Raw genomic sequence first — 14700 nt, forward strand, 5'->3', positions numbered from 1 at the left:
CTGGCGCCGTCGCGCGCGGGCCGCCACCGGACGGCCGTCCCCGATACGCCGACAGGCGCCCCCGGAACCCGGGGACGCCTGCCGCACAGCCTGCGGACCGATCAGGCCTCGGTCTTCTCCTCGGCAGCCGGCTCGCCCTCGGCCGGAGCACCCTCCGGAGCCTCGGCGGTCTCCTCGCCGACCTCGGCCTCGGCCTCCTCCTCGGCCACCTCGACCTCGGGGAGGGTGGCCTCGAGCTGCTCGGCGGTCGGGGCGGCGGTCACCGTGGCGACCGGCAGCTCCGGGTCGGCGGCCAGCTCGACACCGGCCGGCAGCTCCACGTCGGCGGCGGTGACCTGGACGCCCGGCACGGCACCCTCGATCGAGGCCTCCAGGTGGTCCGGCACCTTGGTCGCGTCGGCGGTCACCGACAGGGTGTCGTGGTCGTGCACGATCAGGGTCTCCTGCGCCGGCTCACCGGTCAGCTGGACCGGGACCTCGACGGTGACCTTCTCGCCGCGGCGGACCAGCAGCAGGTCGACGTGCTCGAAGGTGTCCTTGATCGGGTCACGCTGGATCGCCTTCGGCAGCGCCAGCACCTGGGTGCCGTCGCTCACCTCGATCGCGAAGAGCTGGTTCGCGCCGCCCTTGCGGATCGCCGCGGCGAACTCACGCGCCGGGAGCGCGATGTGCTTGGGCTTCTCGCCGTGGCCGTACAGCACGGCGGGCACCTTGCCGGCCCGGCGGGTACGACGGGCACCACCCTTGCCGAACTCGGTACGGGGCTCGGCGCTGATCTTTACCTCGGACACGGGGAAACTCCTGATGCTTCGCTGCGGCTGCTTGTCGACTGGCGGTGCTGGGGCGAGGGGCTCGCTGGGGCTCATGCGTCATGAACGACTGCCCGGAGCACCGCGTCGATGACGGCGCCTCCGTGCGGTGCTTTTCAGCGGCCCGCCGGGCACCCTCGCCGTGGCAACCGCACCAGTCTACCCGAGAGATTTCCCGGCTATCCGGCAGTCCCCATGTCATCGTCGCGGCGGGCCCGCAGGCCATCCGCCCGGTCGCCGACGAGCCGCCGGCGACCGGACCGTGACCTCAGCTCAGGCCGCCGAAGAGGGTGGTCACCGAGCCGTCGTCGAAGACCTCCCGGATCGCCCGCGCCAGCAGCGGGGCGATCGACAGCACGGTGATCTTGTCGAGCTGCTTCTCCGGCGGCAGCGGGAGCGTGTTGGTCACCACCACCTCGCTGATCGGGCTGTTCTTCAGCCGCTCGGTCGCCGGGTCCGACAGCAGCGCGTGGGTCGAGGCGACCAGGATCTCCGCCGCGCCGGACTCCTTCAGGATGTCGGCGGCCTTGGCGATCGTGCCACCGGTGTCGATCATGTCGTCGACGATCAGGCACACCCGACCCTCGACGTCACCGACCACCCGATTCGCCACCACCTGGTTCGGCTTCAGCGGGTCCCGGGTCTTGTGGATGAAGGCCAGCGGGCAGCCACCCAACCGGTCCGTCCACCGCTCGGCCACCCGCACCCGGCCCGAGTCCGGTGCCACCACGGTCATCGGCCGACCCGCGTACTTGTGCTCGACGTACTCGGCCAGCACATCCATCGCGAACAGGTGGTCCACCGGCCCGTCGAAGAAGCCCTGGATCTGCGCGGTGTGCAGGTCCACCGTCAGGATCCGATTCGCGCCCGCCGTCTTGAGCAGGTCGGCCACCAGCCGCGCCGAGATCGGCTCCCGGCCCCGGTGCTTCTTGTCCTGCCGGGAGTACGGGTAGTACGGCAGCACCACCGTGATCCGCTTGGCCGAACCGCGCTTCAGCGCGTCGATCATGATCAGGGTCTCCATGACCCAGGTGTTGACCCCGTGCGTCACGGACTGCACCACGAAGGCGTCCGAGCCCCGCACCGAGTCCTTGAAGCGTACGAAGAGCTCGCCGTTGGCGAACTCGTACGAGTCGGAGGGGGTCGGCGCGACGCCGAGCACCTCACCGATCTCCTTGGCCAGCTCCGGAAAGCCACGTCCGGTGAAGAGCATCAGGCTCTTGCGGTTTTCGGCGACGATGCTGCCCATGGGCCCGTCTGCTCCCGTTTGTCGGTGGTTCCCGGCGGCGGTGGAGCCGGGGACTATTCGGTTGCAGTATCCCCCGCGTTCACCGCTCCACCCACGGCCTACGGCCCCCCGTGGGGTCAGTCACCTTCGCTTGCGGCCCCGGCCTCGTCCGACGCACCCTCGCGGGCCCGCTCCGCCGCGTCGGCGGCCGCCGTGCCAGCGCGCTTGCGCAGCACCCAGCCCTCGACGTTGCGCTGCTGACCCCGGGCCACCGCCATCGCGCCCGCCGGCACGTCCGAGATGATCACCGAGCCGGCCGCCGTGTACGCGCCGTCGCCCACCCGCACCGGCGCGACGAACATGTTGTCCGCCCCGGTACGCGCGTGGCTGCCGATCGTGGTGTGGTGCTTCTTCACCCCGTCGTAGTTGACGAACACGGTCGCCGCGCCGATGTTGCTGTGTTCGCCGATCGTCGCGTCCCCCACGTACGACAGGTGTGGCACCTTGGAGCCCTCGCCGATCGTGGCCTTCTTCGTCTCCACGAACGTGCCGACCTTCGCCTTGCGGCCCAGCCGCGACTCCGGCCGCAGGTACGCGTACGGCCCAACGCTGGCCTGCGGACCGACATCCGCGCCCAGCGCGTGGCTGCGCACCACGCTGGCGCCCTCGCCGACCGTGGTGTCGATCAGCGTGGTGTCCGGACCTACGGTCGCCCCAACGCCCACCACCGTCGCGCCCTGGAGCTGCGTGTTCTGGTCGATCACCGCGTCCCGCTCGACGGTCACCGTCACATCGATCCAGGTGGTGTGCGGGTCGAGGATGCTCACCCCGGTCCGCATCCAGCCCTCGTTCACCCGGTCGCGCAACAGCCGGCGCAGAGCCGCGAGCTCGACCCGGTCGTTGCAGCCCAGTGTCTCCACGTGGTCCGCGGCGCAGTGCACCGCCACCGGTTCCCCGGCGTCCCGGAGCAGGCCGAAGACGTCGGTCAGGTACTCCTCGCCCTGGTCGTTGTCGGTGGAGAGCTTGCCCAGCGCGTCCCGCAGCCGGGCCAGGTCGAACGCGTAGATGCCCGCGTTGATCTCCCGCAGCGCGCGCTGCTCGGGGGTGGCGTCGCGCTCCTCGACGATCTGCGCCAGCCGGCCGTCGGCGTCCCGCACGATCCGGCCCAGGCCGGTCGGGTCGGGCACCTCGGCGGCGAGCACGGTCGCCGCCGCGCCGGCGCCCTCGTGCGCCTCCACCAGGGCCGCCACGGTCTCCGGCCGCAGCAGCGGCACGTCGCCGTTGATCACCACGACGGTGCTGGTGACGTCCGGGACGGCGTCCAGCGCGATCCGCACCGCGTGCCCGGTGCCGAGCTGCTGCTCCTGGAGCACCGGGGTGACCTCCGGCGCGATCTCGGCCAGGTGCGCGCGGACCTGGTCGGCACCGTGCCCGACCACCACCACGGTGCGATCCGCGGCCAGCGGGGCGGCCGCGGCCAGCACGTGACCGAGGAGGGTGCGACCGAGCAGCGGGTGCAGCACCTTGGGCAGGGAGGACTTCATCCGCTTGCCCTCACCGGCGGCGAGCACGACAACGGTGCGGAGGCGCTGCTGGGACACGACGGGGCTCCAGTCGGGACGGCGACAGTCTCGCGGCCATGCTAACCACGCTGCCGCAGGCGAGCAGCAGAAGCTCCCGGGAGAGGATTCGAACCCCTATAATCAGGACCAAAACCTGACGTCCTGCCATTAGACGACCCGGGACGGTCGAAAACGGGCAAAAGGTAACCCATTCGGCGGTTGCCTACACCTTACCGGTCGCGCTGCCGATCCTCATCGGTCATTCCCTTCATGATCCCTTCGATCCTCCAGTAGATCCGGGTCGACCCGAGCACGTAGACCGTCAGGCAGCCGCGGTAGCCCTCGCCGAGGTTCTTCCGCATGGTCACCGGCCGATGCTTCTTGAGGGACGTAGCCTGGAATTCCTCAGGCGGCACGCCGACCCGGTCGGCCCACCACCGGACCGCCTCGGCCACGTCGGCCGTCTCGTGGATGCTCACCCGGAACCGCCGATCGGACTGCGGCACCCCGAACGCGTCGAGGAAGTGCAGGAAGAGCGTGACCAGCAGCGGGTCGCTGTTGATGAACTTGACCCGCCAATCGTGCGGACGCCAGGGTTTGGCCTTGGCCCCCTCGCACCAGTAGAGGGCCGCACCGATCAACACCAGTTCGCGATAGCGCAGCCGACCCACCCAACGAGCGGCCGCATCCACCGTGGCGGCGTGGGCCGCGTCCCGCGCCAGCCGGTGGGCGCTCCACTGCGCGTCCGCCCGGGCGCGCGAGCGCTCCCGCCGCCGTTGTCGGACCAGGTCCGGATCGAGCGGCAGGTGACGGGTCCACAGGTAGGCGGTCGACTTCGACACCCCCAACCGCTCGGCGATCTCCCCGACCGGGCAGCCGTCCCGGCGGAGGACGAGCGCCTGCTCGTACAGCTCCGGTTTCCATCCCCGATATGGGCGCACTTCAGCGGGAGCAGCATCATCGTCCGTCACGAGCCGCAGGTTAGAACAGACGTACGACAGCTAGTTCCATCCACGAACGGCAGTCTCCGGTGCGATCTAGGACTTCCGTGGTTACGGTGACGTAGGCGTAGCCCGTTTCGTTGGGAGGTGCCATGTCGACCGCCCTGACCGGCCCGGACACCGGACCGAAGCCACTGACCCAGGGACATCAGTCCCGGGGCATCCTGGTCGCCCTGTGGGCCTTCGTGCTCGTCCCGTTCCTCGCCCTGCTCGCCGCCGTCCCGGTGGCCTGGGGTGGCTGGCTGGGCTGGAGCGACGTGGGGGTGGCCCTCTTCTGGTACGTGCTCTCCGGGCTCGGCATCACGGTCGGCTACCACCGCTACTTCACCCACGGTTCCTTCAAGGCGAAGCCGTGGCTGCGGGCGAGCCTGGCGGTGGCCGGGTCGTTCGCGGTGCAGGGCGAGATCATCCAGTGGGTGGCGGACCACCGCCGGCACCACGCCTTCTCCGACCTCGAGGGGGACCCGCACTCGCCGTGGCGGTTCGGGGCGAGCGTCGGCGGGCTGGCGCGCGGGCTGTTCCACGCGCACGTCGGCTGGCTGTTCGACCGGGAGCTGTCCAACCGGGAGCGGTTCGCCCCGGACCTGCTCACCGATTCGGCCACCCGGCGGGTGGACCGGCTCTTCCCGGTGCTGGTGGCGGTCTCGGTGCTCGGGCCGGCGGCGATGGGTGGGCTGCTCACCTGGTCGTGGCAGGGCGCGCTGACCGCGTTCTTCTGGGGCGGGCTGGTCCGGATCGCGCTGCTGCACCACGTCACCTGGTCGATCAACTCGGTCTGCCACGTGTACGGGGAGCGGCCGTTCGCGGTACGCCAGGGGGACCGGGCGTCGAACTTCTGGCCGCTGGCGCTGCTGTCGTTCGGGGAGAGCTGGCACAACCTGCACCACGCCGAGCCGACCAGCGCGCGGCACGGGGTGCTGCGCGGCCAGCTCGACCCGTCGGCGCGGGTGATCTGGTTGTTGGAGAAGACCGGGGCGGCGTGGGCGGTCCGGTGGCCGAGGCCGGAGCGGATCACCGCGAAACTGGTGGGTGCGGGGCGGGTGCGCAGCCGTTCCGGGCGGTGACGGGTCTGTCGGCCGGACGCCGGCCTGGCAGGATGGCCGGGTGACCGAGGTTCCCGGCAACGACGCCAGCACCGCCCGGCGGCGGGCCGTCCCGGCCGCCAAACCCTCCTCCCGGGTACGGATGTCCGCGGCGCAGCGCCGCGAGCAGTTGATCTCGATCGCCCGGCAGATCTTCGCCGAGCGCGGGTTCGACGCCACCTCGATCGAGGAGGTGGCCGCCCGGGCCAAGGTGTCCAAGCCGGTGGTGTACGAGCACTTCGGTGGCAAGGAGGGGCTCTACGCGGTGGTGGTGGACCGGGAGGTCCGCTCGCTGCTGGACCGGATCACCACGGCGCTGACCGCGGGTCACCCGCGCGAGCTGCTGGAGCAGGCGGCGTTGACGCTGCTGACCTACATCGAGGAGGAGACCAGCGGGTTCCGGGTGCTGGTCCGGGAGTCGCCGCTGATGTCGGCGACGGGCAACTTCAGCAGCGTGATGAACGACGTGGCGCACCAGGTGGAGCACATCCTGGGCGCGGAGTTCTCCAGCCGGGGGTACGACCCGAAGCTGGCGGAGCTGTATTCGCAGGCGCTGGTGGGCATGGTGGCGCTGACCGGGCGCTGGTGGCTGGAGGTGCGCAAGCCGCGCAAGGAGACGGTAGCGGCGCACCTGGTGAATCTGGCCTGGAACGGCCTGTCGCACCTGGAGGCGAAGCCGGGTCTGATCACGTCGCGCAAGCCGGGCTGAGTCCGGGGCGGCTCAGGGGTTGGCCTCGGCGATGGGGTGGTTGCGGCGGCGGCGCTCCGCCTCGGCGTGTTCGGCCGGGCCGATCTTGTCGTAGAGGCCGGTGGCGAGCAGGATCAGCCCGAACAGCATCGACACGAGGACGGTGGACATCGAGAAGTTGAGGAAGTTCGCCGGGGTCTGCAGCACGGCCATCATCAGGATGGAGGTGGCCAGGAAGACCCCTCCGGCGGTCAGGTTCATGTAGTGGCCCAGGTTGTCGCGTCGGGACGCGCCGATCAGCAGGAAGGCGCCGAAGACGACGGAGACCAGCGAGAACGCCAGGTTGGTGCGAAGGCCGAGCGCCCAGTTGCTGTGCCGGCTGAAGAGCCCCTCGCCCCAGGTCTGGAAGACGCCGTACACCCCGAAGACCAGGATGTAGAGGCCGATGAGCCCGGACAGCACCCGGTAGAGCGGTCGCGCGGGATGGTTCACCGGAATGTGCGCCATGGGTCCCTCCAACCAAGTGACCAATTCGGGGCAATTGTCCCCTGCGGCCCCCGCACCCGTCTCCGGAAACGCCGAAGGCCCGGCCGAAGCCGGGCCTTCTGCTGGTTCGGGGTCAGAGCACCAGGCGGGCCTTCTGCCAGTTCTCGTGCTCCTCGTCGCTGCCGACCTTGCCGTACATGCCGGCCATCAGGAGCACCACGGAGAGCGTCAGCACCACGATGTCGGTCATGATCGAGAAGTTGAAGATGTTGGCGTCGGTGTGCAGGAACGCCAGCTCGGCCAGGCCGAGGACGATCAGGGCGTACGCCAGCCACTGGTTGATCATCACGTCGAGGTTCCGGCCGATCGCGACGCCCAGCAGGATGAGGGCCCCGAGCACGATGGAGAGCAGCGAGAAGCCGAGGTTGGTGCCCTGGCCGAGGACCTTGGTGTCGTCCTGGGCGAGCACGTCGTTGCCGGCGCTCGTGATGATGCCGAGCACGCCGAAGAGGACGAGGTACAGACCAACGAGCCCGCCGATCGCCCGGTAGATCGGCCGCGCGGGGTGGTTGACGGGGGTGTGGGCCATCTCTGCGTCTCCAAGACCGTTCGAGTGAGGGGTCGCCTGGGATTGTCCCGCACGCCGAGGTGTGACGCCGCACACCCCCCACCCCCGTGCCGACGTCAGCCGGCCGGCAGCTCGTCGGCGAGGGCCAGCCAGGCCTCCTCGGTGCGTTCCCGCTCGGCCCGCAGCTCCTTGAGCTGGGCGTCAAGTTCGGCGACCTTGGCGTAGTCGGTGGCCTTGACGGCGAGCTGTTCGAGCAGTGTGGCCTCCTTCTGCTCCAGCTTGGCGATCTGCCGTTCCAGCTTGCCGAGTTCCTTCTTCGCGGTACGTACCTCGGCGGCGGACATGCCCTCCCGGTCCGGGCCGGCCACGGCCGGGGAGAGGTCGGCGGGCGCCGGGCCGTGACCCGCGGCGGCGCGGGCCAGATACTCGTCGACCCCGCCGGGCAGGTGCACCAGCCGCCCGTCGCCGAACATCCCGTACGCGAGGTCGGTGACCCGCTCGATGAGGTACCGGTCGTGGCTGGCCACGATGATCGTGCCGGGCCAGGAGTCGAGCAGGTCCTCCAGCGCGGCGAGGGTGTCGGTGTCCAGGTCGTTGGTGGGCTCGTCGAAGAGGAGCACGTTGGGCTCCCCGGCGAGCAGCCGGAGCATCTGCAGCCGGCGGCGCTCGCCACCGGAGAGGTCGCTGACCGGGGTCCAGAGCCGCCGGTCGTCGAAGCCGAACATCTCGGCGAGCTGGGCGGCGCTGATCTCCCGGTCACCGAACTGGACACGCCGTGCCACCTCCTCGACGGCCTCGAGGACGCGCAGGTGGCCGGGGAGTTCGGCGAGCTCCTGGGAGAGGAACGCGGGCCGCACGGTCTGCCCGGTGGTGAACCGGCCGCCGTCGGCGCGGGTCACCCCGGCGAGCATCCGCAGCAGGGTGGTCTTGCCGGCGCCGTTGCGGCCGAGGATGGCCACCCGGTCGCCCGGGCCGACCTGCCAGGTGGTGTCGTCCAGGATCTCCTTGGGGCCGGCGTGCAGGGTGACCTGATCCAGGTCGTACACCTGCTTGCCGAGCCGGGCGGTGGCGAGCCGTTGCAGCGACGTGGTGTCGCGCGGCTCCGGCACGTCGGCGATGAGCGCGTTGGCGGCGTCGATGCGGAACTTCGGCTTGGAGGTACGGGCCGGCGCGCCGCGGCGCAGCCAGGCGATCTCCTTGCGGAGCAGGTTCTGCCGGCGGGCCTCGGTCGCGGCGGCGACCCGCTGCCGCTCGGCCCGGGCGAGGGTCCAGGCGGCGAAGCCGCCCTCGTACGCCCGGACGGTCTGGTCGGCGACCTCCCAGGTGGTGGTGCAGACGGCGTCGAGGAACCACCGGTCGTGGGTGACCACGACGAGCGCGCCCTTGCGGGTGACCAGGTGCTTCGCCAGCCAGTCGACGCCGCCGACGTCGAGGTGGTTGGTGGGCTCGTCGAGGATCAGCAGGTCGGCGTCGCGGACCAGCAGCGCGGCGAGGGCGACCCGGCGGCGCTCGCCGCCGGACATCGGCCCGACGGGTGCTTCCAGGCCGAGGTGGGCCATGCCGAGGCCGTCGAGGATGGCCCGGACGCCGGCGTCGCCGGCCCACTCGTGTTCGGCGCCCATGCTCTCGCCGAGCCAGGCGGTGCCGAGCACCACGTCGCGGACGGTGGCGTCGGGGGCGAGGGTCAGGCTCTGCGGCAGCCAGGAGACGCGCAGGTCGCGGCGGTGGGTGACCCGTCCGTCGTCGGGCTCCTCGGTGCGGGTGAGCAGCCGCAGCAGGGTGGACTTGCCGGCGCCGTTGAGGCCGACCACGCCGACCCGGTCGGCGTCGTCGAGGCCGAGCGAGACGTCGGTGAGCAGCGGCCCGGCGGCGCCGTACCCCTTGGACACCCGGTCCAGGTTGACGATGTTGGCCACTTCCCCACCTTTCATGATCAAGGCGTCCCGGTGCCGGCGGGCACCTCGGGACGCCTGGCCCCTCAGGGTACGCGGAGAGCGGGGGCACGCCCGGCGGGCATCTGGCCCCGTCGAGGGTCAACGACCCCCGCCGCCCGATTTGTTCCACCCGGGCGTTAGTCCGGTGGCTCAGACGATGCGGGCCCCGGCGACCGGGCCGTGGGCGACCCGGGCCTCCCGGCAGACACCGGCGGCCGCCAGGTCGGCGGCGATCCGGCCGGCGTGCGCCTCGTCGGTGGCGAGGAAGGCGCAGGTCGGGCCGGAGCCGGAGACGATGCCGGCGAGCGCGCCGGCCGCCTCCCCAGCCTTCAGCGTCTCGGCCAGCGCGGGGCGCATGGTCAGCGCGGCGTCCTGGAGGTCGTTGCCGAGGGCGGCGGCGAGCACCCGCGGGTCGCGCTGGCGCAGCGCGGCGAGCAGGGCGTCCGTGCTGCCCAGCGGCTCGCCCGCCGTGCCGGCTTCGCGGAGCCGGTCCAGCTCCCGGTACGCGGCCGGGGTGGAGAGGCCGCCGTCGGCGATGGCCACCACCCAGCGCCAGGAGGTGGGGCGGGCCAGCACCGGGCTGACCGCCTCGCCCCGGCCGGTGCCGAGCGCGGTGCCGCCGTGGATCAGGAACGGCACGTCGGAGCCGAGGTCGGCGGCAATGTCGGCCAGTTCGTCCCGGGACAGTCCGGTGCCCCAGAGCGCGTCGCAGGCCACCAGGGCGGCGGCCGCGTCGGCGCTGCCCCCGGCCAGCCCGCCGGCGAGCGGGATCTGCTTGCGCAGGTGCAGCCGGGCGTGCGGCGGCACGCCCGCGTACCCGGCGAGGGCGTGGGCGGCGCGGATCACCAGGTTGGAGTCGTCCAGGGCCAGCTCACCGGCGCCCTCGCCCTCCATGGTGAGGGTGAGCGTGTCGCCCCGGCGGGCGGTCAGCTCGTCGTAGATGGAGATCGCGTGGTAGACGGTGTTCAGCTCGTGGTAGCCGTCGCGCCGCAGCGGTCCCACCCCGAGGTGGAGGTTGACCTTGGCGGGCACCCGGACCTTGACCGGGCCGCTGGCTCCCCGCCGCCGCTGCTCCTCCTCGTCGTCCGGTCGCCAGGCCTCGGTCACGGGGCGGTGTCCCTCGGGCGCAGGCGGATGTCGAACGGCTTCTCCACGGTGAGCTCCTCGGCGGGGTGCGGCGACGGCGCTCAGCCTACTGGTCGGCGGCGGGGGCGGTCGCGGTCGACGCGGCGATGGCGGCGAACTGCTCCACGGTGAGTGACTCGCCGCGTGCGCCGGGGTCGACGCCGGCGGCGGTGAGCACCGCGGCGGCCCGGTCGGCGCCGCCGGCCCAGCCGGCCAGCGCGGCACGCAGGGTCTTACGGCGCTGCGCGAACGCCGCGTCGACCACCGCGAAGACGGCCTGCCGGGGTACGTCGGCGCGGGGCGGCTCGCGCCGGGTGAAGGCGACCAGCCCGGAGTCGACGTTCGGCACCGGCCAGAAGACGTTCGGCGGCACCTTGCCGGCGGCCCGGGCCCGGGCATACCAGGCGAGCTTTACCGACGGGACGCCGTACACCTTGGAGCCGGGACCGGCGACGAGCCGGTCGGCGACCTCCTTCTGCACCATCACCAGGCCGTGCCGCAGGGTGGGCAGCTCGGCGAGGAGGTGCAGCACCACCGGCACGGCGACGTTGTACGGCAGGTTCGCCACCAGCGCGGTGGGGGCGGGTTCGCCCAGCTCGGCGGCGGTGATCCGGAGCGCGTCGCCCGGGTGCACGGTGAGCCGGTCGGCGTCCGGGCCGGCAAGCCGGGCGGCGGTCTCCGGCAGCGCGGCGGCCAGCGTCGGGTCGAGTTCCACGGCGTGCACGTGCGCGGCCACCGGGAGCAGGGCCAGGGTGAGCGAGCCGAGCCCGGGGCCGACCTCCAGGGCCACGTCGTCCGGGGCCAGCCCGGCGGTGGTGACGATCCGGCGGACGGTGTTCGGGTCGTGTACGAAGTTCTGCCCGAGCTTCTTGGTCGGCGTCACGCCGAGGCGCGCGGCGAGCTCCCGGATCTCCGCCGGGCCGAGGAGGCCGGTCACGCCCCGTAGCGTATTCGCCCGCCCCGGCGGGAAAGGAGGGGCCCCTTCTTAACGCCGAGTGTTAAGAAGGGGCCCCTCCTTTCACCACGGGCCGAAGGCGCGGTCGCCGGTGGCGGAGATGGCGGCGCAGAGGTCGTCGAGGTCGGTGCCGGTGGTGTCGGCCAGGAAGCGGACGGTCAGCGGAATCAGGTACGACGCGTTCGGCCGGCCTCGGTGCGGCATCGGGGTCAGGTACGGCGCGTCGGTCTCCACCAGCAGCTGGTCGATCGGGGTGACCAGGGCGGCCTCGCGCAGCGCCCCGGCACTGCCGAAGGTGACCGTGCCGGCGAAGCTGAGCAGGTAGCCGCGGCGAACGCACTCGCGGGCGAAGTCGGCGTCGCCGGAGAAGCAGTGCAGGACCACCGTGTCCGGGGCACCCTCGTCGTCGAGGATCCGCAGCACGTCGGCGTGCGCGTCCCGGTCGTGGATCACCAGGGCCTTGCCGTACCGCTTGGCGATGGCGACGTGCGCGCGAAAGCTCTCCTCCTGCGCGGCTCGCCCCTCGTCCCCGGTACGGAAGAAGTCCATCCCGGTCTCGCCGACGCCGCGTACCCGGTCGCGCGCGGCGAGGGTTTCGATCTCGCGCAGCGCCTCGTCCAGGTCGGCCAGGCGGGGCGCCTCGTTGGGGTGCAGCGCCACGGTGGCCAGCACCGCGCCGTAGCGTTCGGCGACGTCGGCGCTCCAGCGGGACGACTCGACGTCCACGCCGACCTGGACCAGTCGGTCCACACCGACGCCGGCGGCCACCGCGATCGCCGCGGCGACCGGGTCGTCGGCGGGTCCGCCGCTTGAGCCGTCGTTCGCTCGCGACTGCGGGGCTCGCAACCCCGGCTCACTCCTCGCGCTTCGCGGGGGGACGCCGTATTCGCTGACGGTGATGTCCAGGTGGGTGTGGCTGTCCAGCACGGGGACGGGCAACGCCTCCGGGGCGGGTGGGAACTCGCCGGCCCGCCGGGCGGCCCGCTGCTTGCGGGTTTCGGTCTGCTCGGTCATCGCGGCCAGCATCACACACCGCCGGGGGCCGTCGTTTCCGGACCGCCATCGACTGTTCACACACTCCACACCTGTTGCGCTTAGCGTTCGGTGGGTGACCGTCACCCCTCAGGCCAGCGGGGCCACCCCGGAGCGGACCGGGCCGCACGTGACGTACGAGGGCCGGGTGTATCCGGCGGCGGAACTTGCCCGCGGCGCGGCGTACGAGTTGTTCAGCGCCGACGAGGTGCCCGGCTTCGAGTGGGCGCTCCGGCCCGGCGTGGCGTACCCGTGGCGGAAGTTCGTGCACGTCACCGAGGTCAGCGCGGTGCAGGGAGGGGTCGAGCCGACCGAGGAGGCGGACCCGCCGCTGCTGATGCCGGTGCACCGGCAGCGCGGCTGGGCGCACCTGCACCAGCTCAGCCAGCAGCCGGGCGCGGCCGGCGACCCGACGCTCGCCGCGGTGCGCGCGTCGGCGGTGATCCGGCCGGGAACCCGGATGGTGAAGGTGCTCTCCGCCCGGCAGCTCGCCGGGTATGTGCGGGGTTGGCTGCCGCACGGCTTCTGCTACCGCGAGCACGACGTGGCCCACCTGCGTACGCCGGCCGGGATGGCGGTGCTGCGCGGCGACGGCGAGGGCGGTGACGTGGCGTACGCGCTGCGCTGGCGGGCCACCGACCCGGCCGACTACGACGTGCCGGTCGGCCCGGCGCACCACGGCCTGACCGGGCTGCCGCCCCGGGACCGGCTCGGGCCGCCGGTGCTGGGCACCGGGTTCGTGCCGAGCAACGCCCAGCTCATCCCGGAGTTCGTCACCCGGGACCTCGCCGACCTGCCGATGCCGGCGAACGCCACCCTGCTCGCCTACCCGGCGGAGGGCGTGGAGGTGGTGCTCTACACCTACCAGGCGGAGCAGCGGGGCTGGCTGCGCATGGTCGGCCCGCAGTGGCGGCACCTGCTCGCCGCGGTGCCCGGCCTCTCGCCCGACCAGGAGTACGTGCCGACCGGCGACGCGCCCCGCTCCACCCAGCTCGTCGGCCTGTACGGCGGCGGCGAGTACGAGGCGGTGGCCGACCAGCCGGGCGGGTTCCGGGTGCTGGCGATGACCCGGGCGGCCCGGTACCCGGTGGAGTCGGCGGCCCGCCGGCTGCGCCACGCCACCTGGCGCGGGGTGCCGTGCCTGGTGCTGCGGGAGGAGTCGGGCTGGCTGCGGCTGCGGCTGCGTCATCCCGATGCGGACGCGGTGCTGACGACCGGGGCGCAGTGCCACGAGCGGGGCATCTACGAGGCCTGGGCGCCGGGGGCGGAGCTGACCGACGACCAGGTGATCGACCTGCCGTACCCGGCCGCATAACCGGGGGCAACGCGGGAATGCGCGCGGTCCGACCGGACCCAGCTCAGGAGAACGCAGATGCCCTTCATCACCGTCGGCACGGAGAACTCCGCGCCCATCGACCTGTACTACGAGGACCACGGCTCCGGCCAGCCGGTGGTGCTGATCCACGGCTTCCCGTTCAACGGGGCGACCTGGGAGAAGATCAGCATCCCGCTGCTGAATGCGGGATATCGGACGATCACCTACGACCGGCGCGGTTTCGGCGCTTCCGCCCAACCCACCATGGGCTACGACTACAACACGTTCGCGGCGGACCTGGACGTGCTGATGACCGAGTTGGACCTGCGCAACACGATCCTGGTCGGCCACTCGATGGGCACCGGCGAGGTGACCCGATATCTGGGCACATACGGGTCGGACCGGGTGGACCGGGCGGTGCTGATGGCTCCGTTGGCGCCGTTCCTGCTGAAGACGCAGGACGATCCGGAGGGTGTGGAGAAGAGCCTCTTCGACGGATTCCAGCAGGCCATCATCCAGGACCGGTTCGCCTTCCTGACCCAGTTCTGCGAAGCGTTCTTCAACTACAGCGAGAACAAGGGCAAGTGGGTGAGCGAGGAGGCGCACCGGGCGCACTGGGAGATCGGCGCGCGGGCGTCGGCCAAGGGCACCCACGACTCCGTGGACGCCTGGCAGACGGACTTCCGGGGCGACCTGCCGAACATCAACGTGCCGGTGCTGATCATCCAGGGCGACAAGGACAACGTGCTGCCGTATCCGGCCACGGGTCAGCGGTTGCAGAACATGCTGTCCGACTGCCGGCTGGTGACCCTGAAGGGGGCGCCGCACGGCACGCCGTGGACGCACCCCACGGAGGTCAACAAGGCGATCATGGAGTTCGTCGGCGCGCCGAAGATGGCCCGCGCCTGAGCCACC

General features: G+C 72.1%; 13 protein-coding genes, 1 tRNA gene and 1 pseudogene. 4 read left to right on the plus strand and 11 right to left on the minus strand.

Annotated features, from left to right (window positions below; translation table 11 throughout):
- Positions 1-101: 101 nt before the first annotated feature.
- From ACFYOS_RS04025 to ACFYOS_RS04045, 5 genes and pseudogenes are all read right to left on the minus strand, one after another.
- Complete coding sequence (locus ACFYOS_RS04025) at positions 102-791, minus strand: 50S ribosomal protein L25/general stress protein Ctc (protein WP_387135872.1); 690 nt, start codon at positions 789-791, stop codon at positions 102-104.
- 286 nt (positions 792-1077) lie between these two features.
- Positions 1078-2058, minus strand: coding sequence for a ribose-phosphate diphosphokinase (locus tag ACFYOS_RS04030; RefSeq protein ID WP_387135874.1), 981 nt, complete (start codon positions 2056-2058; stop codon positions 1078-1080).
- Positions 2059-2156: 98 nt separating this feature from the next.
- Positions 2157-3638, minus strand: a pseudogene (glmU, locus tag ACFYOS_RS04035) (bifunctional UDP-N-acetylglucosamine diphosphorylase/glucosamine-1-phosphate N-acetyltransferase GlmU).
- Between the two features lie 73 nt (positions 3639-3711).
- A tRNA-Gln gene (locus ACFYOS_RS04040) sits at positions 3712-3782 on the minus strand.
- A 47-nt stretch (positions 3783-3829) separates the two neighbouring features.
- The gene (locus ACFYOS_RS04045) at positions 3830-4570 is read right to left on the minus strand and encodes a resolvase (RefSeq protein ID WP_387135876.1); all 741 of its coding nucleotides are present in this window, start codon (positions 4568-4570) and stop codon (positions 3830-3832) included.
- A gap of 122 nt (positions 4571-4692) precedes the next feature.
- Between ACFYOS_RS04045 and ACFYOS_RS04050 the strand changes: the two genes are divergently transcribed.
- Positions 4693-5664, plus strand: coding sequence for an acyl-CoA desaturase (locus ACFYOS_RS04050; RefSeq protein ID WP_387135878.1), 972 nt, complete (start codon positions 4693-4695; stop codon positions 5662-5664).
- Positions 5665-5704: 40 nt separating this feature from the next.
- Entirely contained in the window at positions 5705-6391 is a 687-nt protein-coding gene (locus ACFYOS_RS04055) for a TetR family transcriptional regulator (RefSeq protein WP_387135880.1), read from the plus strand.
- 12 nt (positions 6392-6403) lie between these two features.
- Here the strand turns inward: ACFYOS_RS04055 and ACFYOS_RS04060 are convergent, their stop codons facing one another.
- The 6 genes from ACFYOS_RS04060 to ACFYOS_RS04085 all read right to left on the minus strand — a co-directional run bounded on the left by ACFYOS_RS04060 (position 6404) and on the right by ACFYOS_RS04085 (position 12464).
- Positions 6404-6877: a DUF4383 domain-containing protein gene (locus ACFYOS_RS04060; RefSeq protein WP_387135882.1), complete on the minus strand. Its 474-nt coding sequence runs from the start codon at positions 6875-6877 to the stop codon at positions 6404-6406.
- Positions 6878-6989: 112 nt separating this feature from the next.
- Entirely contained in the window at positions 6990-7445 is a 456-nt protein-coding gene (locus ACFYOS_RS04065; RefSeq protein ID WP_387135884.1) for a DUF4383 domain-containing protein, read from the minus strand.
- Between the two features lie 95 nt (positions 7446-7540).
- Positions 7541-9340: an ABC-F family ATP-binding cassette domain-containing protein gene (locus tag ACFYOS_RS04070; RefSeq protein ID WP_387135886.1), complete on the minus strand. Its 1800-nt coding sequence runs from the start codon at positions 9338-9340 to the stop codon at positions 7541-7543.
- 168 nt (positions 9341-9508) lie between these two features.
- Positions 9509-10465, minus strand: a complete 957-nt coding sequence (locus tag ACFYOS_RS04075) for a 4-(cytidine 5'-diphospho)-2-C-methyl-D-erythritol kinase (RefSeq protein ID WP_387135888.1) — start codon at positions 10463-10465, stop codon at positions 9509-9511.
- A gap of 85 nt (positions 10466-10550) precedes the next feature.
- Positions 10551-11420: a 16S rRNA (adenine(1518)-N(6)/adenine(1519)-N(6))-dimethyltransferase RsmA gene (gene rsmA / locus ACFYOS_RS04080; RefSeq protein ID WP_387135890.1), complete on the minus strand. Its 870-nt coding sequence runs from the start codon at positions 11418-11420 to the stop codon at positions 10551-10553.
- A gap of 81 nt (positions 11421-11501) precedes the next feature.
- Positions 11502-12464 (minus strand): TatD family hydrolase, encoded by a 963-nt coding sequence (locus tag ACFYOS_RS04085; protein ID WP_387135892.1) that lies wholly within the window; start codon positions 12462-12464, stop codon positions 11502-11504.
- A gap of 82 nt (positions 12465-12546) precedes the next feature.
- On the opposite strand from ACFYOS_RS04085, the gene ACFYOS_RS04090 reads away from it, so the two are divergent.
- The gene (locus ACFYOS_RS04090; protein ID WP_387135894.1) at positions 12547-13785 is read left to right on the plus strand and encodes a hypothetical protein; all 1239 of its coding nucleotides are present in this window, start codon (positions 12547-12549) and stop codon (positions 13783-13785) included.
- A 57-nt stretch (positions 13786-13842) separates the two neighbouring features.
- On the plus strand, positions 13843-14694 hold the full coding sequence (locus tag ACFYOS_RS04095) for an alpha/beta fold hydrolase (protein ID WP_387135896.1): 852 nt from the start codon (positions 13843-13845) through the stop codon (positions 14692-14694).
- The last annotated feature ends 6 nt before the right edge of the window (positions 14695-14700 follow it).

It is taken from the genome of Micromonospora sp. NPDC005806, from assembly GCF_042871425.1.
GTDB lineage: Bacteria > Actinomycetota > Actinomycetes > Mycobacteriales > Micromonosporaceae > Micromonospora.